We start from the raw sequence: 21,998 nt of genomic DNA on the forward strand, positions 1-21,998 counted from the left end.
AAACCCGCACACGCGCGGAGGGAGGTCGCTGGTGAGCCCTGTGGTCGAGTTCCGCGTCCTCGGCCCGTTGCAGGTGCTGGTCGACGGCGAGCAGGTCGTGGTGCGGGCGGGCCGGCAGCGGTCCCTCCTTGTGTCTCTTCTCATGCGCGCCGGCGCCGGCGTCTCGGTCGACGAGCTCGCGGAGCACATCTGGGGCGCCGACCCTCCCGCGCGGGCCCGAGGCACGCTGCAGACCTACGTGATGAGACTTCGGCAGGTGCTCGGACCGGCGGTGCCGATCCGGACCGTGCCCGACGGCTACCTGATCGACGTCGACGAGCGCACCATCGACGTGATGCGGTTCGAGCAGCTCGTCGAGGAGGGCGAGCGGGAGCGGGCCGCGGGCAGGCTGGAGTCGGCGTCGGCGATCTTCACCGCGGCGCTGGCGCTGTGGCGCGGACCCGCGATGGTGGACGTGCCGTCGGAGGTCCTGCACCGCGACGAGGTGCCGCGCCTGGGCGAACGGCGGCTGCACGTGGAGGAGCGCCGGGTCGAGGTCGACCTCGAGCTGGGCCGCCACGCCGAGCTGATCCCCGAGCTGTCCCGGCTGACGAGCGAGCACCCGCTGCGGGAACGGCTGTGGGCGCAGCTGATGGTCGCGCTGTACCGGTCCGGGCGGCAGGCCGACGCGCTCGGCGCCTACCGGCGGGTGAGCGGGCTGCTGGCCGACCAGCTCGGCATCGACCCCGGCGACGAGCTGCGGCGCGTGCACCAGCAGGTGCTCGGCGGCTCGCCGTCGCTCGACCTGGGCCAGAACGCGCCCGCCGCGCGGCGTGACCGGGTGGTGCCCTCGCAGCTGCCCGCCGACATCGGCGACTTCGTGGGCCGTGAGCAGGCCGTTCAGCTGATCGAGGCGTTGCTGCGGACCGCTCAGGGCGTGCCCGTGGTCACGCTGGCCGGGCCGCCGGGCGTCGGCAAGACGGCGCTGGCCGTGCACACGGCGCACAAGATGCGGCACTGCTTCCCCGACGGGCAGCTGTACGTCAACCTGCGCGGTTACGCCCAGGGCCCGCCGTTGAGCGCGGTGGACGTGCTGCCCCGGTTCCTGCGCGCGCAGGGCGTGCCACCCGAGTCCGTGCCGCTCGACCAGGACGAGCAGGAGGCGATGTTCCGGTCGCGGCTGACCGACCAGCAGGTGCTGCTGGTGCTGGACAACGCGGCCAACGCCGAGCAGATCCGGCCGCTGCTGCCCGGCTCGCCGGGGTGCGCGGTGCTCGTGACCAGCCGCGACACGCTGCGCGGGCTGGCGGTCAGCCACGCCGCGTCCAACGTGCGGCTCGACGTGCTCGACCGGTCCGAGACGCGGGCGCTGCTGGCCGGGATGCTCGGCGAGGAGGTCGTGGCGTCGCAGTCCGACGCGGCCGACGAGCTGGCCGAGCTGTGCGCGCACCTGCCGCTGGCGCTGCGGATCGCGGCGGCGAACCTGCTGTCCCGGCCGGAGATCACCATCGCGTCCTACGTGGAGGAGCTGCGCGCGGGCAACCGGCTCGCGGCGCTGGCCGTGGAGGGCGACGAGCGGGCGGCCGTGCACGCGGCGTTCGACCTGTCGTACACGGCGTTGAAGCCGGAGCTGGCGTCGCTGTTCCGGCTGCTGTCGCTGGCACCGGGCGACATCACGCCGGACGTGGCTGCGGCGCTGGGCGGGCTGACCACGCAGGACGCGCGGCGGCGGCTCGACCGGCTGGCCACGGCGAACCTCGTGGACCACCACTCGCCCGGCCGCTACCAGTTCCACGACCTGCTGCGGGACTACGCGGCCGAGCGGCGCGGGATCGAGGACGACCCGGAGGAGAGCGCGCAGGCGTCGCGGCGGCTGCTGGACTGGTCGATCCGGTCGGTGGACAACGCCACGGACGCGTTCAAGAGCACCTTGCTGCGGCTGCCGCGCACCGACGTGGTGGCGGGCGTGACACCGCGCCTGTTCTCCACCTCGGCGGAGGCCCTGGCCTGGCTGGACGCCGAGCGCGGCAACCTGGTCAGCCTCGTCGTGCACGCCGCCGACCGCCAGCCCGACCGCGACGTGTGGCAGCTGGCCGACGCGCTGCGGCGGTACTTCTACACGATCGGGTTGCCGGTGGAGTGGCTGGCGACCGCGAAGGCCGGGCTGTCGGTCGCGCAGTCCTCCCAGGACGCCCTCGGCGAGGTGGCGATGCTGTCGTCGCTCGGCACGCTGTACTGGGCGATCGGGCAGCACCGGGTGGCCGTCGACTACTTCCGCCGCGCGATCCCGATCCAGCAGCGCACCGGCGCCGCGCCCGCCGTGGAGGCCGCCGTGCTGGCGAACCTCGGCGCGGTCTGCATCGACATCGGCGACCTGGAGCAGGCCGCCGAACACCTGGAACGCGCGCTCGTGATCACGCGGACCATCGGCGCGTTGCAGCAGGAGGGCATCGCCCAGCTCAACCTCGGCGGCGTCTACATGCAGCTCGGGCAGCTGGACCGGGCCGTGTCGTCGTTCGAGGGCGCGCTGGACGTCGGCAACCGGCTCGGCGCGTGGATGACGCAGGCCGACAGCCAGCGGGCGCTGGCCGAGGCGCACCTGTTCCTCGGCCGGCCCCACCGTGCCGCCGAGCTGTACCAGAGGTGCGGCGAGCTGTACGAACGGGCCGGCGCACGCCGGTTCGCGCACTTCTCGCACGAGGGCCTGGCGCTGGCGCACGTGATGCGGGGCCAGTGGGCCGACGCGGCGCGCGAGGCCGGGCGGGCGGTGAGCATCGCGGAGGAGCTGGGCAACCTGAAGGGGTTGTGCGACGCGAAGAACGCCCTCGGCGAGGCGTTGTGCGGGTTGGGCAGGCTGGAGGAGGCCGTCGAGCGCACGACGGAGGCGCTGCGGATCGCCGAGGAGACGGGTTACCCGCTGGGCATCTGCGCGGCGCGGCGGAGCCTGGCGCTGACCCACCACGCGGCGGGCAGGCTGGACGAGGCGCGCTACTCGGCGAGCCAGGCGCTGGACAGCGCGGTCCGGTACCGACTGCGGATCGCCGAGGTGGACGTGCTGGCCGTGCTCGGGAGGATCAGGCTCGACCAGGGCGACACGGCGCAGGCGCTCGACCTGGCGCTGCGGTGCCTGGAGCTGAGCGGGATCACGGGACAGCGGTGCGTGCACGCGCGGGCCACCCACCTGGCCGGTGACGCCCTGGCCGCCATCGGGGACGACGCCGAGGCGCGCCGGCACTGGCGGACGGCGCTGGAGTGGTTCAGCGCGATCGGGTCGCCGGACGCGGACCTGGTGCGGGCGTCGCTCGACGGGTGACCGGGCCGACCGGTCGCTGCGGTTTCGGCCGGATGTCGCTTCGGTCGGGCGCGGCCCGGTCCGGCGCGGCTTCGGCCGGGCGAGGGCTCGGTCGGGTGTCGCTCAGGTGGGCGTGACGATCCGGTCGGCGCGGGTCTTCGTGCCGTCCACCGCGAACCACCCGCGTTCGAACGCCTGCCAGCGCCGCAGGTGGGCGCGGCTCGCCTCGCCGTCCCGCTCGACGGCCCGGCGCAGCCGCTCCTCCGCGTCGGGCACCTCGACCCAGATCGCCTCGTCCAGGCGTGGCGCGATCGAGCGCCGGGCCGCCGAGACGCCCTCGATGACCAGCACGTCCGGCACCGGCACGTGCACCAGGCCGCCGAGGTGCGGCACACCGCCGGTCCACTCCACCCGCCGGTAGTGGGCCTCGCGGCCGTGCCGGAGCGGGTCGAGGACCTCGGCGACCAGGCGCGGCCACCACGACACCGGGTCGGTCCAGGTGGCGAAGTGGTCGGTCGGCACCACGGTCGCGCCCAGCTCCGACGCCAGGCGCGCCGCGAACGTCGACTTGCCCGAGCCCGAGGGCCCGTCCACCGCGACGAGCCTCACATGCTGCGCCGGCCGGACAGGGCCCGGCCGAGGGTGAGCTCGTCGGCGAACTCCAGGTCACCGCCCATCGGCAGGCCCGACGCGAGCCTGGTGACGGTGAGGCCCGGGAAGTCGCGCAGCATCCGCACCAGGTACGTCGCGGTCGCCTCGCCCTCCGTGTTCGGGTCCGTGGCGATGATGATCTCCGACACGTCCGTGCCGATCCGGGTGAGCAGCTGCCTGATCCGCAACTGGTCCGGCCCGACACCCGACAACGGGTCGAGCGCGCCGCCCAGGACGTGGTAGCGGCCCTTGAACTCACGGGTCCGCTCGACCGCCAGGACGTCCTTCGGCTCCTCCACCACGCAGATCAGGGTCAGGTCGCGGCGCGGGTCGCGACAGATGCGGCAGGTCGCCTCGGCAGAGACGTTGCCGCACACGTCGCAGAACACCACGCCGTCCTTGACCTTCTGCAACGCGTCCTGGAGCCGGCCGATGTCGGCCGGGTCCGCGGCGAGCAGGTGGAAGGCGATGCGCTGCGCGCTCTTCGGACCGACGCCCGGCAGCCTGCCGAGCTCGTCGATCAAGTCCTGGACCGGCCCCTCGTACATCAGCCGAACAGCTTCCCGAGACCGCCGAGGTCGTCCATCCCGCCCATGCCGCTGGCGAGCGGGCCCATCTTCTGGGCCGCCAGCTCCTGCGCGGCGCGGTTGGCGTCGCGCACGGCGGCGACGACCAGGTCGGACAGCGTCTCGACGTCGTCCGGGTCGACCGCCTTCGGGTCGATGTCCAGGCTCTTGAGCTCGCCGCCGCCGGACACGACGGCGGTGACCAGACCGCCGCCGGCAGTGCCGGTGACCTCGGCCTCGGCCAGCTCCTGCTGGGCTTCAGCGAGCTGCTGCTGCATCTTCTGCGCCTGCTGGAGGATTTGCTGCATGTTGGGCCCACCGGGTTGCACCGCGGGTTCCTCTCTTCGGGGTATGCCGCCGTTCACCAGCGTAGTCGCGTCGATCAGCCCTTCAACGGCCGAGCGCCAAGCTCGTCGGCGAGGAGCTTGAGCACGACGGCCTCCGGATCGAGCCGCTGGTCGTCCGCGTCGCCGGGCAGTGCGGCCTCGGCCAGCATCTCCTCCTCGTCCACCGGCTCCGGCGGGAGGGGCTCATCGGGCTCCGGCGGTTCGGGGGGCGGCGGCACGTCGTCGGCCGGTGGTCGGCCGGACGGCGCCGGGCGGGACTCCGGCCGGCGGTCCTGGCCGGGCTGCGCCTGGCTCGGCCTGGTCACCGCGGGTCGCTGCGGCTTCTGCGCCGCCTGGCGGGCCGGCGCGGCGACCGCGTCGCCGTGCACGCACCGCACCTGCCACGTGCCGCCGAGGACCTGCGCGAACGCGGCGGCGATGGCGTCGGCGTTGCGCGGCTCGGCGAGCCGGCGGGCCAGCGGCGCGGAGGTGTGGGTGAGCGTGACCGTGGTGCCGTCGACGTCGGCGACGGTGGCGTTGGTGAGCATCGCCTCCGTGCTGCGGCTCGTGCCGCGGACCACGCCCAACAGCTCCGACCAGCGCCGACGCACCTCGACCGCGTCGACACCGCCGGTGGACGCCGCCGGTGCGGCTGCCTCGGCCGGCTCGTCCGCGGGTGAGTTGTCAGGTGCGCTCTGCGGAGCGACCGCCTGCGCCGGCTGCGCGGCCGGAGCGGCGGCGTGCGGTGGTGGCGCGGCGCTCGGCCGGCCCTGCGGCGCGTCCGCCGACGGCGCGACGCCCCCGCCACGCTCGTCCACGTCCGGCGCGGCGGCGTGCGTGCTCTCGGCAGCGCCCTGGGCGCCGCCGGCGGACCTCATCGCCGCCGACCGCAGCACCGGCGGGGCGGGCAGTCCGGGCGGCGCGGCCTGCGGCGCGGTAGCGGCCGGAGGCTCGGTCTCGACGGGCCTGGCGGCGGGCGGCGCGGCCGGGGGCTGCGGCGCGGCCGGTTCGGCGGCACGCTGCGAGGGGCGCTGGAAGCGGGTTTCCGCAGGTCCCGCCGGTGCGCCGCCGGCCGGTGGGCCGTGGCGCTCCAGCTGTTCCACGCGTTGCAGCAGGCCCGACTCGACGTCGCCGACCGAGGGCAGGAGCATCCGCGCCGCGACGAGTTCGAGCAGCAGGCGGGGCGCGGTCGAGCCGCGCATCTCGGTCAACCCCTGGTGCAGGATCTCCGCCCACCGCGTGACCGTCGCGGGCCGGGTCGCGTCGCGTTGCGCGATCATCTTGGCCAGCTCGTCGTCCGGCGCGGACACCAGGCCGCGCTCCGCCGCGTCCGGCACGGCGTGCAGCAGCACCAGGTCGCGCAGCCGGTCGAGCAGGTCGGACGCGAACCGGCGCGGGTCGTGCCCGGCCTCGACCAGGCGGTCGACGGTGCCGAACACCGCCGAGCCGTCGCCGTTCGCCAGTCCGTCCACCACGTCGTCGATCAACGCCACGTCGGTCACGCCGAGCAGCGCGATCGCCCGGTCGTAGCGCACCCCTTCGGGGCCCGCGCCGGACAGCAGCTGGTCCATCACCGACTGCGTGTCCCGCGCCGACCCACCGCCCGCGCGGATCACCAGCGGGAACACCGACGGGTCGACCGTGACGCCCTCGGCCGCGCAGTTGCGCTCCAGCAGCGCCCGCATCGAGCTCGGCGGGATCAGCCGGAACGGGTAGTGGTGCGTGCGCGAGCGGATGGTGGGCAGCACCTTGTCCGGCTCGGTGGTGGCGAAGATGAAGATCAGGTGCTCGGGCGGCTCTTCCACGATCTTCAGCAGGGCGTTGAAGCCCTGCGTGGTGACCATGTGCGCCTCGTCGATGATGAACACCCGGTACCGCGACTCGGCCGGCGCGTAGAACGCCTTGTCCCGCAGCTCGCGCGCGTCGTCCACGCCGCCGTGGCTGGCCGCGTCCAGCTCGACCACGTCCACGGTGCCCGGACCGTTGGGCGCCAGGCCGACGCACGAGTTGCACTCGCCGCACGGGTCGGGTGTCGGGCCCTGCACGCAGTTCAGCGAGCGCGCCATGATGCGGGCGCTGGACGTCTTGCCGCACCCGCGCGGCCCCGAGAACAGGTACGCGTGGTTGACCCGACCGGCCGCCAGGGCGGTGCGCAGCGGTTCGGTGACGTGCTCCTGGCCGACGACCTCGCCGAAGGTCGCCGGACGGTACTTGCGGTAGAGGGCGAGCGCCACGCCGGGGACCTTACCGGGAGGGTCCGACAAAGAAAGGGGACCCCGTGCACCCACCAGAGCCCGCTTATCCTTGCTGCCTTCCGGCCCTGGGGAGGTTCGCGAGATATGTGCCGCACGAGGTCCGCCACCAGTGTAGCCGGTCGCCCCACCGGCTCTGTCGCCACCCACTCGGGGCACGGGAGAATTTCACCGGCTAGTGGCACTACCCGGTGAAGGAGGAACCAGATGAGGGCTCTCGTCCTCGCGTGCGCCGCCCTGCTGCTCGGCGCCACCACCGCGGCGGCCGACCCGGTGCCGCCGCGGCACGCCATCGTCGTCTGCCAGACCGCGAGCTTCTACGGCAACTACAACCACTCGGTCGGCCCGGTCGAGTTCAAGCGGACGCTGACCTACGGCAACAAGATCGGCCACACGCCGGGCGCCCACCCCGTCTACAACGGGTGGGCGGCGAGCATGGACTTCGGCCCCAACGACTGGGGCTATCTCCGGATCGAGTGCATCGGGGGTTACGACTCGTGGTGAGAGCAGCAGCAGTCCTCGTGGCCACCGTCGCGCTCGTCGCCACCGCGTCGCCCGCCCGAGCCGCCAACGGCACCGTCGGCGAACGCGAGACCGTGTGCGCCAACGACCTCTACGTCCGCACCGCGCCCGCCGACGGCCCGTGGATGGGCACCCTCTACCGCGGCCAGACGTTCCTGGTGAAAGGGCCGAAGTCCGGCAACTACATCTACGGCTTCGCCTACGGGCACATCAACGCGCACGGCTGGGTGGCCGACGGCTGGTTCTGCTAGCCCGACGCGGTCGTGGGTCCTGTCAGCCCAACGCGGTCGTGAACAGCGGCACGGCGCGGTCCAGCGCGTAGGCCATGCCGAGTGAAGAGCCGCTGGAGAAGGCGTTGACCAGGTTCTTGTCCTCCAGGATCAGCGCCTTCTCCGGCACCAGCGGGTTGGCCTTGAGCACGGTCGCGTCGCCGCCGATGGGGAACAGCACGCTCAGGTCGGCGGTCAGCAGGTCCAGCCGCTCGGTGGAGATGTCGACGTAGAACGTGCCGGAGGCCAGGTCCTCGACGTCCTGGCGCAGGGTGAAGCCGAGGGCCTTCATGAAGTCCGCGCGCGGGTCGCCGGAGACGTAGGCACCGAACTTCCCGTCGAAGTACGCGCCGACCACGGCGGTGCGGCCGTCGAACTCCTTGTTCGCGGCGAACTTCGCGTCCAGGTCGGCGATGACCTTCTCACCCTCCGGCACCTTGCCCAGGGCCTTCGCGACCAGCTCGACCTGCTGCCGCCACGACGTGCCGTACGGGATGACGTCCTTCGGCGCGCCGATGGTGGGCGCGATCTTGGACAGCGTCCCGTGCTTCTTCTCGTCGTTGTCCGACCGGGTGTTGAGGATGAGGTCGGGCTGGAGCGCGGCGACGGCCTCGTAGTCGATCTCGGTGGTGCCCAGCAGCGTCGGCGGCTGCTCGTAGCGCCCTTCGGCCCACGGCCCGACGCCCGTGCCGCCGAACGCCAGCCAGTCGCTCGCCCCGACCGGCCGCACGCCGAGCGCGAGGGCGGTCTCGGCGTCCGACCAGCCCAGCGCCACGACCCGCGTCGGCGGCTCGTCGATCGTCACGGGACCGAACCGGGTGTCGACCGTCACCCCGGACGAGGTCGGCTCGGCGCCATCGCCGCCTCCCCCGCAGGCGGCCAGGAGCATTGCCGACAGGACGACCACCAGACCACGCTTCATTAGGCAAGCCTAACCGTACTTATCGGCGGCCGATGCATCCGGCCCGACGACCACCCGTTTTGGGGGACGCCCGACCCCTCCGTTAGACTCCGCCACGGAGGATTCGCATAGTGGCCTAGTGCGCACGACTGGAAATCGTGTTGGGTTAACCCCCTCACGGGTTCAAATCCCGTATCCTCCGCAGTCCAGAGCCCCGGCACCGTCAGGTGACCGGGGCTCTGTGCGTGCGGCGCCGCGTCGATGCAACACCGGACCGCCCTGACGCGTCTTATCCAGTGATCGACTGATTACTGGGAGGACACGGACATGAGGATCGTCAACACGGCCGTCGCCGTCGCACTGGCCGGTTCGGGCCTGCTCGCCGGCGGCGCCGTGGCACTGGCCCAGCCCGCGGGCGAGGCCGACGCGAGCGCCGCGCCGAAGTACAGCGCCACGGCCTGGCACAACGTCAACGTCCGCATCTGCCCGTCGACGGCGTGCCTGCCGGCGGCGGGCGGTCAGATCCTCGAAGGCACGACGGTGGGGGTCTACTGCTGGGTGCACGGCCAGAAGGTCACGGACTACGGCTACACCAACGACGTCTGGTTGAACGTCGGCCGGCAGGACGGCGGCACCCAGTGGTCCAGCGCCATCTACTTCGTCGGGGACGAGTTCGCCAACCTGCCCAAGGAAGCGCACTGCACCGACGCGCCCAAGCCCCCGACCACCACACCGGTCCCCACCACCACCAGGCCCGCTCCCACCACCACGGGCATCCCCACCACTCCGCCCTGGCCGACGGTGACCACCACGGTCCGGCCGACCGTGACCACGTCGCCCCAGCCGACGGTGACCACCACGGCGCGGCCCACCGTGACCACGTCGCCCCAGCCGACCGTCACCACCACGGCCCGGCCCACGGTCACCACCACGTCCGGCCGGTAACCGGTCGGCGAGACGGGAACGGGCCCCTCGGACGTGGTGTCCGAGGGGCCCGTTCGCTGCCGCGGGAGCTATCCCCTGGGCAGGTGCTCCGCGATGTCCTCCAGCAGGAACACCCACTGGTCGACGTGGGCGTTGCCGGTGCTCGGGCGCAGCTTCACGACCTGCGGGTCGTGGTCGCTGGCCTGGTCGGCGAACTCCGCGTTGATGTGCACCACGTCGTAGCGGTACCGGGTGATGTTCGCGCTGATCAGGATGTGGTCGAGGGTCTGCGAGTTGCCCTCGAACACGTAGCTGTACCGCTCGGCCGCGGGCAGGGTGTCCATCAGGGCCACCACGTCGCCCTCGCCGGTCAGCGTGCCGACCGCCGGGGAGAACTGGTAGTCGTTGATGTCACCCGCGAGGACCACGTTGGCGCCCTTGTCGACCGCCTTGACCTGGTCCACGAAACCGCGCAGCAGCGCGGCCTGCTGAGCGCGCTGCACCTCCGAGCCGCGCACCGGCTCCTGGTAGCGGCCGTGCATGGCCTGGTCGCCGCCCTTGGAGTTGAAGTGGTTCGCGACCACGATCACCGTGCGACCGCGGAACTTGAACTCGCCGGCCAGCGGCTTGCGGCTGCTGTTCCACGCCGGTTCGGCGGGCGCGACGCGGCCCGGCGACACCGACAGCGCGGCGCGGCCGTGCTGCTTCACGACGGACACCGGCGTGGTGGCGTCGCCGCCGGGACGGTCCACGAAGGACACCCGGGCCGGGTTGAACAGGAACGCCACCCGGATGTTGCCGCCCGGCTCGCCGCCGTCGGCCTTGTTCACCGGGTCGATCTGGCGCCACTGGTAGCGGGGGCCGCCCGCGGCCGCGATGGCGTCGGTGAACTTGGCGAACGTCGCGTCCGCCGCCACCGTGCCGTCGTCGGTCGCGCCGTTGTTGTCCTGGATCTCCTCCAGCACCACGACGTCCGGGCTCTTCAGGTTGCCGACCACGGCCGCGGCGAGGCGGTCGAACTTGGCCTGGTCGTTGGTGGCGGCCAGGTTCTCCACGTTGTACGTGGCCACCGACAGCTCGGAGGCGCGCTGGGCGTTCGTGACCTCCGGCGTGATGCCGCCCGACACGTGCTCGCCGACGGTCTTGGTGGCCAGGGTGTAGCCGCCGAAGTTGGTGTACTCGACGTTGCCGACGGTCGCGCCGCGCCACACGTCGCCGACGTTGCTCGTCTGCGGCGCCGCGGCGCCCGGCTTGACCTTGATCCGGCCGCTGTTGGGCTGGTCGTAGCCGAGGTAGATCGTGCCGCCGCGGGCGGTCGGGTTCTGGGTCGGGTTGGTGGTGATCCACGTCTCGCCGAAGCTGTTCGTGGGTCCGACCACGCGGGCGTCGGCCACCTGGACGTACATGCCCTCGCGGGACTCGTAGTAGTCCTGGCCGTAGGTCGCCGGGTCGAGCGGGAGGGCCTCGATGCTGCCGCCGTTCGCGGTGGGCAGGTAGCCCGCCGGCGGGTTCAGGGTCTCCGGGGTCGGCAGGGCGTTGCCCTTGGACTTCACAGTGACCGTGGCGCCGGTGATCTCGGTGAGCGTCTGGTTGGAGTTGCTCGCCGCGTCACCGCCCGGCCGGTACTCGGCGACGGTGCCGGAGACCAGCACCTCGTCGCCGGGCTCGACGGTCGGGGCCAGGGCCGCGGTGTAGACGAACACGCCCTCGCTGGTGCGCGGGTCGGTGTCCGGCGCGGTGTCCTGGAGCCAGAAGCCGCGGTCGCCGGTGGCGCGCGTCGCGGTGACGACGCCGGGCACGCCGGTGACCTTCTGCCCCAGCAGCGGCGAGATGCGGGTCGTGCCCTGGATGTCGCGGACGCGCTTGTCGCCGGGCTCGGGCTCCGGGTCGGGGTCCGGGTTGCCGGGGCCCTGGCCCTTGGAGTTGACCGGGGTGGGCGCGCCGATGGTGAAGTCGGCGGCGTTGTTGTCGGTGTCGGTCAACGCGGGGCGGGCGGCCGAGGTGGCGTTGCCCGGGTTCGCGGTCGGCGTGGTCTCGCGGACCACGGTCGACGAGCCGTAGCCGACCAGGTCGCGCACGCGTGCGTCGGCGGCGCAGTCGGCGGCGGTCTTGCAGGTCAACGCGGAGGTCTCGGCGACCAGGGCGATCGTGCCGCCGGAGCCGCCCATGGCGATCGTGCCGGTGACGTCCGGTGCCGGCAGCTCCACCGTGCCGCCCGCGCCCTTGGACTGCGCGACCAGGAACCGCCCGCCCGCGGCGATCGAGCCGGTCAGCGGGGTGACCTGCCACTGGCTGGACGCGCTCGCGCTCGCCGGGAGGTACTGCACGCTCCAGCCGTCGACGGCGACCGGCGCGGCGCCCGCGTTGGCCAGCTCGACGAAGTCCTGGGTCAGCGTGGCACCGGAGTTGCCGCCACCGCCGTAGACCTCGGCGATCAGGGCGTCCTGGCTCGGGGCCGCGTGGATCGGCGCGGCGAGGGCGAACGTCACGGCCGAGGCGGCGGTGACCGCCAGTCCGACGCGGAGCGGGATAGGTCTCAACGGGTCCTCCGGTAGTTGGCGGGTGGGCGCATCCTCCCCGTAACGAGTGAACGGCGGAAGACACCGTCACTAACGGTTGACCATTACCCGATCTCGAACGTGTGTTCGAACGTAAGGTAGGGTCATGGCCGTGCCTGCCCGGTGGCCCTCCCAGCGCCGGCGCGGACGCGACACGCACAACAGGGGCGCCGGCCCGGACCTGACGAGGCCCGGATCGGCGCCCGTGCGCGTGGTCGGCCTGCCGTGCCGCCACCCTCGTCGCGGGCGGCACTAGTGGTCGACCGGGCCCGCGTACCGGTAGCGGTTCGGCTCGGTCGGGTGGGCCACCACCCGCACGACGTCCCCGACGCGCGGCACCGCGATCCGCGGCACGACGGCGACCACCTCGAACCCGCCCTCGATCTCGCCGCGCACCGCGAGTCGCACGACGGGGTGCAGGCGGATCGCGTTCCCGGTGTCGGTGATCCGGTCGATCCGCACCCGGATGCCGACCGTCGACCGGTAGAGCGGGTGCGTCATCGGGTCGTCGGGGTCGGCCCACGCGTGCCACTGCTCGAACCCCTCGGCCAGGTCCGACCGCCCGACGTGCTCGACCCGCAGCCAACCCCGCTCGACCATCGACGTGCTGAACCTCGCGACAAGCGACGCGGGTGCGACCAGGCCGAGGGCGATGATCACGTACACCATCGCCTCGCCGTACCACCGGTCGTCAGCGCTGCCCGTGATCCCGTTCCACAGGTAGTAGCCGACCGACGCCGACACCAGGACCACCCCACCCCGGACCGACAGCACGCGCAGGAACCGCCTCATCGCCACTCCCTTCCGACGTGCCGGAAGGAAACCGCGGGCGCCCGCCCTACCGATCACAGGTCGACCGGACCGGGCGTTCGGAGAGGGCGGACCAGGGGGCCGTGAAACGTCAGAGCCCCGGTTGCCGTGATCGGCAACCGGGGCTCTGAGCAGCGGTGGCGGTTTTTGAACCCACGGAGGCTTTCACCTCACACGCTTTCGAGGTCTGCGACCGACTGTCCGACCGTAACCGACAACGTACGTATCGGCTGCTCAAACGCCTACCGTCGACCCTTGCGGACGGCTGCGAATGACACCGAACAGGCGGGACTGAGACGACAACTGAGACGACAGGCGAGCTAGCCCAATCCCCTGCGATCCGACCTCAGCCGCCCTGGTCGGGACGGCAACGGCGTGCCGAGCGGGCACAGCGTCCCAAGCGTCCCAACCGAGGTCAACCATGGGACGCTTCGGAAGGGTGGGGCGCTCGGGCGGCGCAGCAGATGATCCGCGACGACGCCCGCGCCCGCTGGGCACGGCTGGCGGCCGTGGTGCGCCGTGCGGCGGTCACGGGCGCGGTCGTCGGGCCGGTCGCGGCGGTGCTGATCACCGTGAACGCGCTGCTGGAACGCCACGAGATGTGGACGTGGCTGGCCGAGGTCTACGGCGTGCTGGACGTCATCGGCACGGTCCTGCGCTGGCTGCTCACGGTGCTCGTGGTGGCGTTCCCGGTGGGTGTGCTGGTGGCGTCGGTGTTCGAGGGACGCGACAAGACCCCCGGCGCCGGTTTCCTCGTCCGCCCGGACCCCGACGACGCAGACTCGTGGATCGATGAGCGCATGATCACCGCCGCGCTCGCGCACCTCGGGATCGGGCCGTTGGGCAAGTTCTTCAAGGAGGGCGGTCAGCTCACCTACACCGTTCCGGCCCGTGTGGACGGTGACGGCACCTACGCGCAGATCAAGCTCCCGATGGGTGTCACCGCCGACATGGTCGCGGCGCAGCGCGGGAAGCTCGCCGCGAACCTCGGCAGGTCGTCGTTGGAGACCTGGCCGACCAAGGGCGACGAAGACGGCGTGCTGGACCTGTGGGTCGCGGACAAGGGCAAGCTCGCCGGTGGTGCGGGTGAGTGGCCGTTGCTGGCGGATGGGTCGTTGGACCTGTTCGAGGGTGTCCCGTTCGGACTGACGCAGCGCGGTGTGGTCATCAACGCCCCGCTGTTCGAGTCGAACTGGCTGATCGGCGGGCGGCCCGGTCAGGGCAAGTCGGCGGCGATGCGCACGCTGCTGCTGGGTGCGGCACTGGACATCACGGCGGAGTTGCAGGTGTTCGTGATGGGCGAGTCGCCGGACTTCGAGCCGTTCCGACCCCGCCTGTCCCGCTACGCCATGGGCATGGACGACACCGTGGCCGAGCAGGCGTTGCAGGCCCTGCGGGACGCGTTGGCGGAGATGGAGCGTCGCGGGAAGGTGCTGGGTGAGCAGCCCGGAAAGCCTCCCAAGACCTCCCGCAAGCTCGCGGACAAGCCCGGGCTCGGGCTGCACCTGCTCGTGCTGGCCATTGACGAGGTGCACGAACTGTTCCAGCACAAGACCTACGGCGCGGAGGCCGCAGACCTGGCCGTGCGGTTGATCTAGCGCGGCCGCAAGTACGGGATCGTGCTGGTGCTGGCCACCCAGTCGCCCACCAAGGAGTCCATCCCACGTGAGGTGACCCGCAACATCTCGTGCGGTGTAGCGTTCGCGGTGGCCGACCACGTGGCCAACGACGGTCTGCTGGGTGCGGGCAAGTACAAGGCCGGCATCCGCGCCACCGACCTGCGGATGAAGACCGACCGGGGAACCTGCGTCGCCGTCGGTGTCACTGACAACGTCTTCGAGCTGGTCAGGACGTTCTACGTGCCGTTCGAGGACGGCCGCGACGAAGTCGCCCCGGTCATCGCCCGCGCCATGACCCTGATCGAAGAGTCGGGCCGCACCGTCACCGACCGCACCACCGACACCGCGCCCGAGGTCGTCGACCACCTGGCCGACCTGGCCACTGTGATGGGCGAGGACAAGCGTGTCCGCACCGCCGTGCTGTTGCGGCGGCTGATCGAGCACAACCACGGCGAGTATGGCGACTGGACGTTCCAGGACCTCAAGGCCGCCTTGGACGACGCCGGAGTGCCCGTACGCAAGTCCGACGGCAATAGCGTCGTCCGCGCCGAGGACGTCACCACGGCCATCACCGAACGTGACGAACCGGCGGAGTTCGACGACATGGCCGACCCCGCCGCAACGGCAGGGATCTAGCCAGGGGACCGGCAGGGAGGCAGGGAAGTTTCCCTCCCCGCTTCCCTGCCCCCTCTTCCCAGACCTGACCAGCACAGACCACCTGCTAGGGAAGATCAACCGCGCGTTCCGCTGACCAGCGCGAACAGCCCGGAACGAGGGTCTTCGACCCGCTCATCCCCTTTCCTCCCTGGCGCAGCGCGGCACCCAGCACGGGTGACCGTGCCGACCTCCCACACCCACAGACAGTCACAGAGAGTCACCGGGAGATGACGTGTCCGACGACGACCTGATCCACCTCGAAGTCCGCCGTTCCTGGTGGGACGGCCACGCCGTCACCGCCTGCGGGCTCCGAGTCGACCGACCCGAAGGCTTCTGGACGTGGTTCACCGACCTCAAGTGGTGCCCCGTCTGCAAGACCGCTGACAAGGCACGCAAGCGGAAGTGACCACCGCGCAACGACTTAGGTGCCGCGCCGACGTGACCACACCGCACGGCGCGGCACCGACCCCCAACCACCCACAGGAGACAGTGATGGCCTTCCAGGACCAACTGTTGCGCCACGCCCTCGCCGCCGCCGCGATGGGGTTCCACGTCTTCCCGCTCCGTCCCGGAACCAAGATCCCCGCTCTGCACGGCGTGAAGTCCTGCCCCCGCAACGGTGTCTGCTCCGAAGGTCACGTCGGCTGGGAGCAGCGTGCCACCACCGACCCCGCCGTCATCGAACGCTGCTGGTCTACCGGGACGTTCAACGTCGGCATCGCCACCGGCCCGTCCGAGCTGCTCGTGGTCGATCTCGACACCCCGAAGTCGCCCGCCGTGCAGGACAAGGACGGCTGTAGTCGCAGGGAAATCGAGTGGGGCCGCGACGTGCTCACCGACCTCTGCGTCCGTGGTGGGCACTCGCTGTCCGAGTTGTTCGACACCCGTTCCGTCGCCACCCCGCGTGGCGGTGAACACCTCTACTACCGGGCACCGTCCGGCGCGCAGCTGCGCAACACCCAGGACGGTCTCGGACCGCTGATCGACACCCGCGCGGCCGGTGGCTACGTCGTCGCGCCCGGATCGATCACCCCGGACGGCGCTTACACGGTCACCGACGACCGGTCACCCGCCGATCCGCCGGGGTGGGTTGTCCGGGCACTCGCTCCCAAGCCGCGTACGGCCGTCTCAGCGCCCGTTGTACGGCGTTCTGAGCGGTTGCCCGCCTACGTGGACGCGGCGATCAGGGGCGAGTGCGACAGAGTCGCAGCAGCCCAACAGGGCGAGCACGGCAAGACCTTGTTCATCGCAGCCGTCGCGTTGGGCCGCCACGTCGGGGAGGGCAATCTCACTGCGACTACAGCAGAACACCACCTGCGCACTGCAGCGGCGCACATGATCAGCGACAAGTGCGACTGCACCGAAGCCAGGATCACCCGCACCATCAGCGACGGCCTCCGCGCCGGAGCCAGCACCCCACGACCTCACCGCCCCGGCAACCCCACCCCACCCGCCACGGATCGGACGTTCGGGACGCGGGGTGCGGCATGAGAGCGCGGTTCCTGTTGGGCACCCACATGCCCGTGTGGCTGCGGCGCACGTGCGTGCCGCTGTTCGTCTCCGACACCCGACTGCGTGAGTACAAGACCCTGCGGCGCGCGGTCGCACCGTGGGCACTGGACTCCGGTGGCTTCACCCAGCTGCAGAAGTACGGGGCGTGGACCGTGTCCGAAGACGAGTACGTGGACCGCGTGCGCCGCTACCGCGACCACATCGGCGGAATGCGCTGGGCCGCTCCACAGGACTGGATGTGCGAACCGATCGTCATCGCCGGAGGCCAGGTCGGACGCAACCGCTTCGCCGGTACAGGCCTGTCGGTGCGGGAGCACCAGCGCCGGACCGTGGACAACTTCTTCCTACTCCGCGAGATGGCCCCTGACCTGCCGTTCATTCCGGTGTTGCAGGGCTACACCCGAGACGAGTACCTGCACTGCGTCGATCTCTACCGGGCAGCGGACAGGCGGTTCGACCTCACCCGTCAACCCCTGGTCGGGCTGGGGTCGGTGTGCCGACGGCAGGCCACAGGGGAAGCGCACGACATCATCCGCGCCCTGCACGCCCGCGGCATCACCCGCCTGCACGGCTTCGGGGTGAAAAACCCTGGGTCTTCGCCTCTACGGAGACCTGCTCGTCTCCGCCGACTCGTTGGCTTGGTCCGACGACGCACGCCACAAGAACGACCGGATCCTGTGCGGCACCGTCCACCCGCGCGGTGGCAAGAACTGCGCCAACTGCCTGCCCTACGCCCTGCAATGGCGCACCCGCCTACTCCGCGACCAGCCCATCACCACACCGCCGCAGCTGCGGCCGGCCGATCATCTGGGAGCCGCAGCATGACCACCGAAACCGCAGGTGCGGCGCTGCTCGACGCGCTGCACGCGGCGTTGACCCGCTACGTCGTGCTGCCCACCCCGGAAGCCGCCGACGCCGTGGTGTTGTGGATCGCGGCCAGCCACGCCCAACCAGCCTGGGCGCACGCACCCCGGCTGGTGATCCGGGGACCGGAGAAGCGGTGCGGCAAGTCCCGCCTGCTCGACGTGGTCGAAGCGACGTGTCACGACCCGTTCATCACGGTCAACTCATCCCCGGCTGCGGTCTACCGGTCGATCAGCGACGACCCGCCGACCATGCTGGTGGACGAGGCGGACACGATCTTCGGTCCGAAAGCCGAAGGCAACGAAGACCTGCGCGGACTGCTCAACGCCGGACACCAGCGCAACCGGCCCGCCAAGCGCTACGACGCCGCCACCAACACCGTGGAATCCATCCCCACCTTCGCCATGGCCGCGCTCGCCGGCATCGGCGCGATGCCCGACACCATCGAAGACCGCGCCGTGGTCATCCGGATGCGCCGCCGCGCCCCCGGCGAACAGGCCGCGCCCTACCGGCACCGCCGCGACCGCCCCGCGCTGCGCCGGCTCGCCGAACACCTCGCACGCTGGCTGCGCAACGACCTTCACATCCTGGAGAACGCCGAACCCGCCATGCCCGTGGAAGACGGGCCGCCGACACCTGGGAACCCCTCATCGCCGTAGCCGACCACGCCGAGGGCACCTGGCCCACCCGTGCACGTGCCGCCGTACTCGCCCTCACCGCCGAAGCCAACGACGAGGGAGACGCCACCCCCGGCGTGCGACTGCTTACCGACTGCCGCGCCATCTTCACCGACGTCACCGCCCTGCCCACCGCCCAACTGCTCATTCGTCTCAACGCCGACCCGGAAGCGCCCTGGCGTACCCACGGACCGAGCGGACTCACCGCGCACAAGCTCGGCGCGATGCTTCGCGAATACAGCATCACCTCCGCCAACATCCGATTCCCCGACGGCACCCAAGCCAAGGGCTACCACCGCGACGCCTTCGCCGACGCCTGGTCGCGCTACTGCCCCGGAATCGACACCACCGAAGACCGGACCGACGACAAACCCGCACGACTCAGCGTCGTGACGCCCCTGCCCACGGAGTACGCCGGAGGTGCCGCGTGACCGGAAACGTGACCCCGCTCAACAACGCCGATGATCTCTTGTTGTCAATCAAGGACGCGGCGAAGCGACTCAACATCGGCCGCACGCTTATGTACGAACTCGTCAACTCCGGCCAGGTCGAATCGGTGCACATCGGCAAACTGCACCGCGTACCCGTGATCGCGTTGATCCGCTACGCCGAACGCCTCACCGCATAGCACACGAACAACCCGGAAGCCGCGTAGGGGGACGACGATGGGACGCAGGTCAAACGGAGAATCCACCATCTATCACGGCAGCGACGGTTACTGGCACGGCCGCGTCACGGTTGGCGTGAAGGACAACGGCAAACCTGACCGCCGCCACGTGCAGGCTAAGACGCGACCCGAAGTTGTAGACAAGGTCCGCAAGCTCGAACAGGAACGCGACGCGGGCAAGGTCCGTAAGACCGGCAAGGCGTGGACCGTGGAGAAGTGGCTCACCCACTGGCTGGAGAACATCGTGGCTCCACCCGCAATCTCTGAGAACGCGTTCAGCGCCTATGAAGTGGCGGTGCGGGTCCACCTCATCCCCGGTATCGGCAAACACCGGATTGACAAGCTCGAACCAGAGCACCTAGAAAAGCTGTACCGGAAGATGATGAACGAGGGCGCAAAGCCCGGAAGGGTCCACCAGGTGCACCGCACTATTCGCGCGGCACTGAACATCGCGGTACGCCGGACACACATCACTGAGAATCCGGTGATACTGGCTCGCGCTCCCAAGCTCGAAGAGTTGGAGGTCGAGCCATACACCGTGGACGAAGTGAAACGGCTGTTGGAGGCAGCGCAGGATAGGCGTAATAGCGCCCGCTGGGCAATCGCGCTCGCGCTCGGGTTGCGCCAGGGCGAAGCGCTGGGGCTGCGCTGGTCGGACGTCGATTTGGAGACCGGCGCGTTGAGCGTGCGCCGCAGTCGGTTGCGCCCGAAGTGGAAGCACGGGTGCACCGACCCTTGCGGGCGGAAGTTTAGTGGTCACTGCCCGGACCGGATCGCCACGCGCCCAGAGACGGCCGGGACGAAGTCCAAGGCGGGAACGCGTGGTATCGGGCTGCCTGATGAGCTGATGGCGCTGCTCACGCTGCACAAGACCATCCAGGACCGCGAGCGGAAGACAGCCGGACAGCTTTGGACCGAGAGCGGCTACGTGTTCATCACGCCGACCGGTGCCGCGCTCAACCCGCGTACGGACTGGACCGAGTGGAAGCGACTGGTGGACGTGGCGAAGGTACCTGACGGCCGATTGCATGATGCGCGCCATACTGCCGCGACGGTGCTGTTGCTGCTCGGGATTCCTGAGCGGACGGTGATGGGCATCATGGGCTGGTCCAATACCGCCATGGCCACTCGTTACCAGCATATAACGACAGCTATTAAGCGAGATGTTTCCGAACGCGTCGGAACACTTCTGTGGGGTCCTAGTTAGAGTGACCCGATGGCGAGAGGGGTGCAGTCGCACCCCTCTTCGCCGCCTCTAGTTCTTCCTCTGCTTCCCCGACGACCACGTCAATGCCACAACAACCGCAGCGTAGATCGAAATAATGGCAATCAATGCCCCGTCCGACATCACATCGACGCCGAACTTCATGATCACCCACTCGCCTACAGCCAAAGCCGACGCGCCTACAGCAAACTTGGCCGTCGAAAGAAGATTCTCGGTATGTTGTCCCGGAACATCAACGCTAGTTTCGAGCTCAGATCCGGAGTTACGGTACCGGACCTGTACGCGCGAACTGGAAGTCGGAGGAGCCTCGCGCACCTCTCCCTCCGCATCGGTTCCGAAATTGTTCGGCACCCGAATCGAGGAGGTGCACTCAAAAAGCCGGATTCTGGCCTCCGCAGACTTCGTCGGGGAGACGTAATCCTCGTCCACATCGACCTTGCGCTCAACTGAGCGCTCACCCGATTCGACATGATTTTGCACTATTATTCCCTTCGCTAAGTCATTCGCCAATCGCCTCCTTCGGCTTTAAGGGCATACAACTTTTATACACCCTCATAAAACCGAGGGATCTAAGGAATGCCGATGTAACTCGCGATTATCAACAGCGACTGTCGATGCATCGACAACTCCACAGGCTGGGGTAATCCCCCTGCCGCATGGCGATAAGAGCGCATACGCAAGCCGCATGGCTCCTAACGATGCAATCGACCACCGAGCGGTCATCCCATCAATTTCACTATTCCGCGCCCCGTAAAGGTCGGGGCACCAAGCTCCAGTCAGCTCGCTCCGACGAACGGAACGCATGCTTGACCAGCACAAGGGGAACACCGTGACTAGCGACAGGATCACCACAATGACGCTCAATGGATGCCACGAGGCCGATAAAGCGCCAGGCCTCTCCGTTGATGGGCGACTCGACATCCTCAACTCCCTCACTCATGACCCGCCGTGCGAGCCTGAGCCAGACGGTACTACACCCGATGCTCACGCGCTCCATAGAGGCATCACTCTGATGCGTGACGTATGTCATGTCGCTAGCGGATCGATGCCCCATGTGGCAACATGAGCATCGCGAAGGAGATCAGGGCAGGTGCCATAAGATCAACCTGTTGTTGATCAGCCCGATCGCAAGGTTGCTCCAGAAGGGAGGTGTAGATGGCAACCAGGACTCAACGCCACTCACTGGTCGATGAAGGCTCAGGCGATCAGCCACAGAGCATGATCCAGCGGATCACAGTAGGGATCATCCCAAAGGTATGGGACGAACTCCTCCAACTGATGACAAGCACACGGTTCAACCGCACAGACGTGGTGAACCGCGCCATCTCGATCTACTGGCTGATCGAGATGAACAAGCGCAGCGGCAAGGAGCTCATCTTCCGCGATCCGGAAACGGGGCGGGAGCAAGTGGTCGAGATCGTCTAACCAGCAGCATAGGACTGGGTGAGCTACCTCCTACAGGGGAGGGCGCAGCTGCGCGCAGGCACAGTGCCTAGCGTGGCAGCCCTCCTCTGGGAGGGACGAACCTCTGCCGTCACCAACGTCCAGCCGAGACGCCGCGCTCTGCGGCATGTGCAGGAGCACAACCGATGCCCCCGCCTGGAATCTCTCAACTGAGCCTAGAACTGAGACGAAACGTCAGAGGGCCGGGCACTCGATCGAGTGCCCGGCCCTCTGGCCTGCGGTGGCGGTGGGATTTGAACCCACGGAGGCGTTGAACACACACG

At 70.0% G+C, this 21,998-nt stretch carries 19 protein-coding genes, 1 tRNA gene, 1 other RNA gene and 1 pseudogene; 13 read left to right on the forward strand and 9 right to left on the reverse strand.

Going from position 1 to position 21,998, the window contains the following annotated elements:
- Positions 1-31 precede the first annotated feature (31 nt).
- Positions 32-3,292 (forward strand): AfsR/SARP family transcriptional regulator, encoded by a 3,261-nt coding sequence (locus LNK82_RS28470; protein ID WP_230570080.1) that lies wholly within the window; start codon positions 32-34, stop codon positions 3,290-3,292.
- Between the two features lie 102 nt (positions 3,293-3,394).
- Here the strand turns inward: LNK82_RS28470 and LNK82_RS28475 are convergent, their stop codons facing one another.
- The 5 genes from LNK82_RS28475 to ffs all read right to left on the reverse strand — a co-directional run bounded on the left by LNK82_RS28475 (position 3,395) and on the right by ffs (position 7,174).
- Positions 3,395-3,865 (reverse strand): uridine kinase family protein, encoded by a 471-nt coding sequence (locus LNK82_RS28475; protein WP_308257296.1) that lies wholly within the window; start codon positions 3,863-3,865, stop codon positions 3,395-3,397.
- An 11-nt stretch (positions 3,866-3,876) separates the two neighbouring features.
- On the reverse strand, positions 3,877-4,470 hold the full coding sequence (gene recR / locus LNK82_RS28480) for a recombination mediator RecR (RefSeq protein WP_123744628.1): 594 nt from the start codon (positions 4,468-4,470) through the stop codon (positions 3,877-3,879).
- The gene (locus tag LNK82_RS28485; protein WP_053715665.1) at positions 4,470-4,796 is read right to left on the reverse strand and encodes a YbaB/EbfC family nucleoid-associated protein; all 327 of its coding nucleotides are present in this window, start codon (positions 4,794-4,796) and stop codon (positions 4,470-4,472) included. The genes recR and LNK82_RS28485 overlap by 1 nt, the downstream gene beginning before the upstream one ends.
- Before the next feature lie 74 nt (positions 4,797-4,870).
- Positions 4,871-7,048: a DNA polymerase III subunit gamma and tau gene (locus LNK82_RS28490; RefSeq protein WP_230570082.1), complete on the reverse strand. Its 2,178-nt coding sequence runs from the start codon at positions 7,046-7,048 to the stop codon at positions 4,871-4,873.
- Between the two features lie 31 nt (positions 7,049-7,079).
- Positions 7,080-7,174, reverse strand: an RNA gene (gene ffs / locus LNK82_RS28495) — signal recognition particle sRNA small type.
- Positions 7,175-7,273: 99 nt separating this feature from the next.
- Here ffs and LNK82_RS28500 point away from each other — a divergent pair.
- Together LNK82_RS28500 and LNK82_RS28505 are read left to right on the forward strand one after the other, a co-directional pair.
- Positions 7,274-7,570 carry a hypothetical protein gene (locus LNK82_RS28500; protein WP_230570083.1) on the forward strand — a complete coding sequence of 99 codons (297 nt, stop codon included), beginning with the start codon at positions 7,274-7,276 and terminating at the stop codon, positions 7,568-7,570.
- On the forward strand, positions 7,567-7,839 hold the full coding sequence (locus LNK82_RS28505) for a hypothetical protein (RefSeq protein WP_230570084.1): 273 nt from the start codon (positions 7,567-7,569) through the stop codon (positions 7,837-7,839). The genes LNK82_RS28500 and LNK82_RS28505 overlap by 4 nt, the downstream gene beginning before the upstream one ends.
- A 22-nt stretch (positions 7,840-7,861) precedes the next feature.
- On the opposite strand, the gene LNK82_RS28510 is transcribed toward LNK82_RS28505, so the two are convergent.
- Complete coding sequence (locus LNK82_RS28510; protein ID WP_230570085.1) at positions 7,862-8,779, reverse strand: iron-siderophore ABC transporter substrate-binding protein; 918 nt, start codon at positions 8,777-8,779, stop codon at positions 7,862-7,864.
- Positions 8,780-8,875: 96 nt separating this feature from the next.
- On the opposite strand from LNK82_RS28510, the gene LNK82_RS28515 reads away from it, so the two are divergent.
- A tRNA-Ser gene (locus LNK82_RS28515) sits at positions 8,876-8,960 on the forward strand.
- Positions 8,961-9,085: 125 nt separating this feature from the next.
- Entirely contained in the window at positions 9,086-9,703 is a 618-nt protein-coding gene (locus tag LNK82_RS28520; protein WP_230570086.1) for a hypothetical protein, read from the forward strand.
- A 68-nt stretch (positions 9,704-9,771) separates the two neighbouring features.
- On the opposite strand, the gene LNK82_RS28525 is transcribed toward LNK82_RS28520, so the two are convergent.
- Both LNK82_RS28525 and LNK82_RS28530 read right to left on the reverse strand, forming a co-directional pair.
- Positions 9,772-12,222, reverse strand: coding sequence for a DUF8508 domain-containing protein (locus LNK82_RS28525; RefSeq protein WP_372470679.1), 2,451 nt, complete (start codon positions 12,220-12,222; stop codon positions 9,772-9,774).
- Positions 12,223-12,492: 270 nt separating this feature from the next.
- Entirely contained in the window at positions 12,493-13,032 is a 540-nt protein-coding gene (locus LNK82_RS28530; RefSeq protein WP_230570087.1) for a hypothetical protein, read from the reverse strand.
- 482 nt (positions 13,033-13,514) lie between these two features.
- Here LNK82_RS28530 and LNK82_RS28535 point away from each other — a divergent pair, with 482 nt between their 5' ends.
- From LNK82_RS28535 to LNK82_RS28565, 7 genes and pseudogenes are all read left to right on the forward strand, one after another.
- Positions 13,515-14,648 (forward strand): FtsK/SpoIIIE domain-containing protein, encoded by a 1,134-nt coding sequence (locus tag LNK82_RS28535; RefSeq protein ID WP_230570088.1) that lies wholly within the window; start codon positions 13,515-13,517, stop codon positions 14,646-14,648.
- 21 nt (positions 14,649-14,669) lie between these two features.
- Positions 14,670-15,305 carry a hypothetical protein gene (locus LNK82_RS28540; RefSeq protein WP_230570089.1) on the forward strand — a complete coding sequence of 212 codons (636 nt, stop codon included), beginning with the start codon at positions 14,670-14,672 and terminating at the stop codon, positions 15,303-15,305.
- A 253-nt stretch (positions 15,306-15,558) separates the two neighbouring features.
- Positions 15,559-15,732, forward strand: coding sequence for a hypothetical protein (locus tag LNK82_RS28545; protein ID WP_230570090.1), 174 nt, complete (start codon positions 15,559-15,561; stop codon positions 15,730-15,732).
- An 86-nt stretch (positions 15,733-15,818) separates the two neighbouring features.
- Positions 15,819-16,817: a bifunctional DNA primase/polymerase gene (locus tag LNK82_RS28550; RefSeq protein WP_230570091.1), complete on the forward strand. Its 999-nt coding sequence runs from the start codon at positions 15,819-15,821 to the stop codon at positions 16,815-16,817.
- A 26-nt stretch (positions 16,818-16,843) separates the two neighbouring features.
- Positions 16,844-18,810, forward strand: a pseudogene (locus LNK82_RS48645) (DUF3631 domain-containing protein).
- Positions 18,807-19,007, forward strand: coding sequence for a helix-turn-helix domain-containing protein (locus tag LNK82_RS28560; RefSeq protein ID WP_230570092.1), 201 nt, complete (start codon positions 18,807-18,809; stop codon positions 19,005-19,007). The pseudogene LNK82_RS48645 and the gene LNK82_RS28560 overlap by 4 nt, the downstream one beginning before the upstream one ends.
- Positions 19,008-19,044: 37 nt before the next feature.
- The gene (locus LNK82_RS28565) at positions 19,045-20,253 is read left to right on the forward strand and encodes a tyrosine-type recombinase/integrase (RefSeq protein WP_230570093.1); all 1,209 of its coding nucleotides are present in this window, start codon (positions 19,045-19,047) and stop codon (positions 20,251-20,253) included.
- Positions 20,254-20,301: 48 nt separating this feature from the next.
- Here LNK82_RS28565 and LNK82_RS28570 read toward each other — a convergent pair whose 3' ends face one another.
- Entirely contained in the window at positions 20,302-20,781 is a 480-nt protein-coding gene (locus LNK82_RS28570) for a hypothetical protein (RefSeq protein ID WP_230570094.1), read from the reverse strand.
- 645 nt (positions 20,782-21,426) lie between these two features.
- Between LNK82_RS28570 and LNK82_RS28575 the strand changes: the two genes are divergently transcribed.
- Entirely contained in the window at positions 21,427-21,696 is a 270-nt protein-coding gene (locus LNK82_RS28575) for a hypothetical protein (protein WP_230570095.1), read from the forward strand.
- Positions 21,697-21,998: the final 302 nt, after the last annotated feature.

The sequence above is a fragment of the Saccharothrix luteola genome (assembly GCF_020859565.1).
In the GTDB taxonomy this organism is placed as follows: Bacteria; Actinomycetota; Actinomycetes; order Mycobacteriales; family Pseudonocardiaceae; genus Actinosynnema; species Actinosynnema luteola.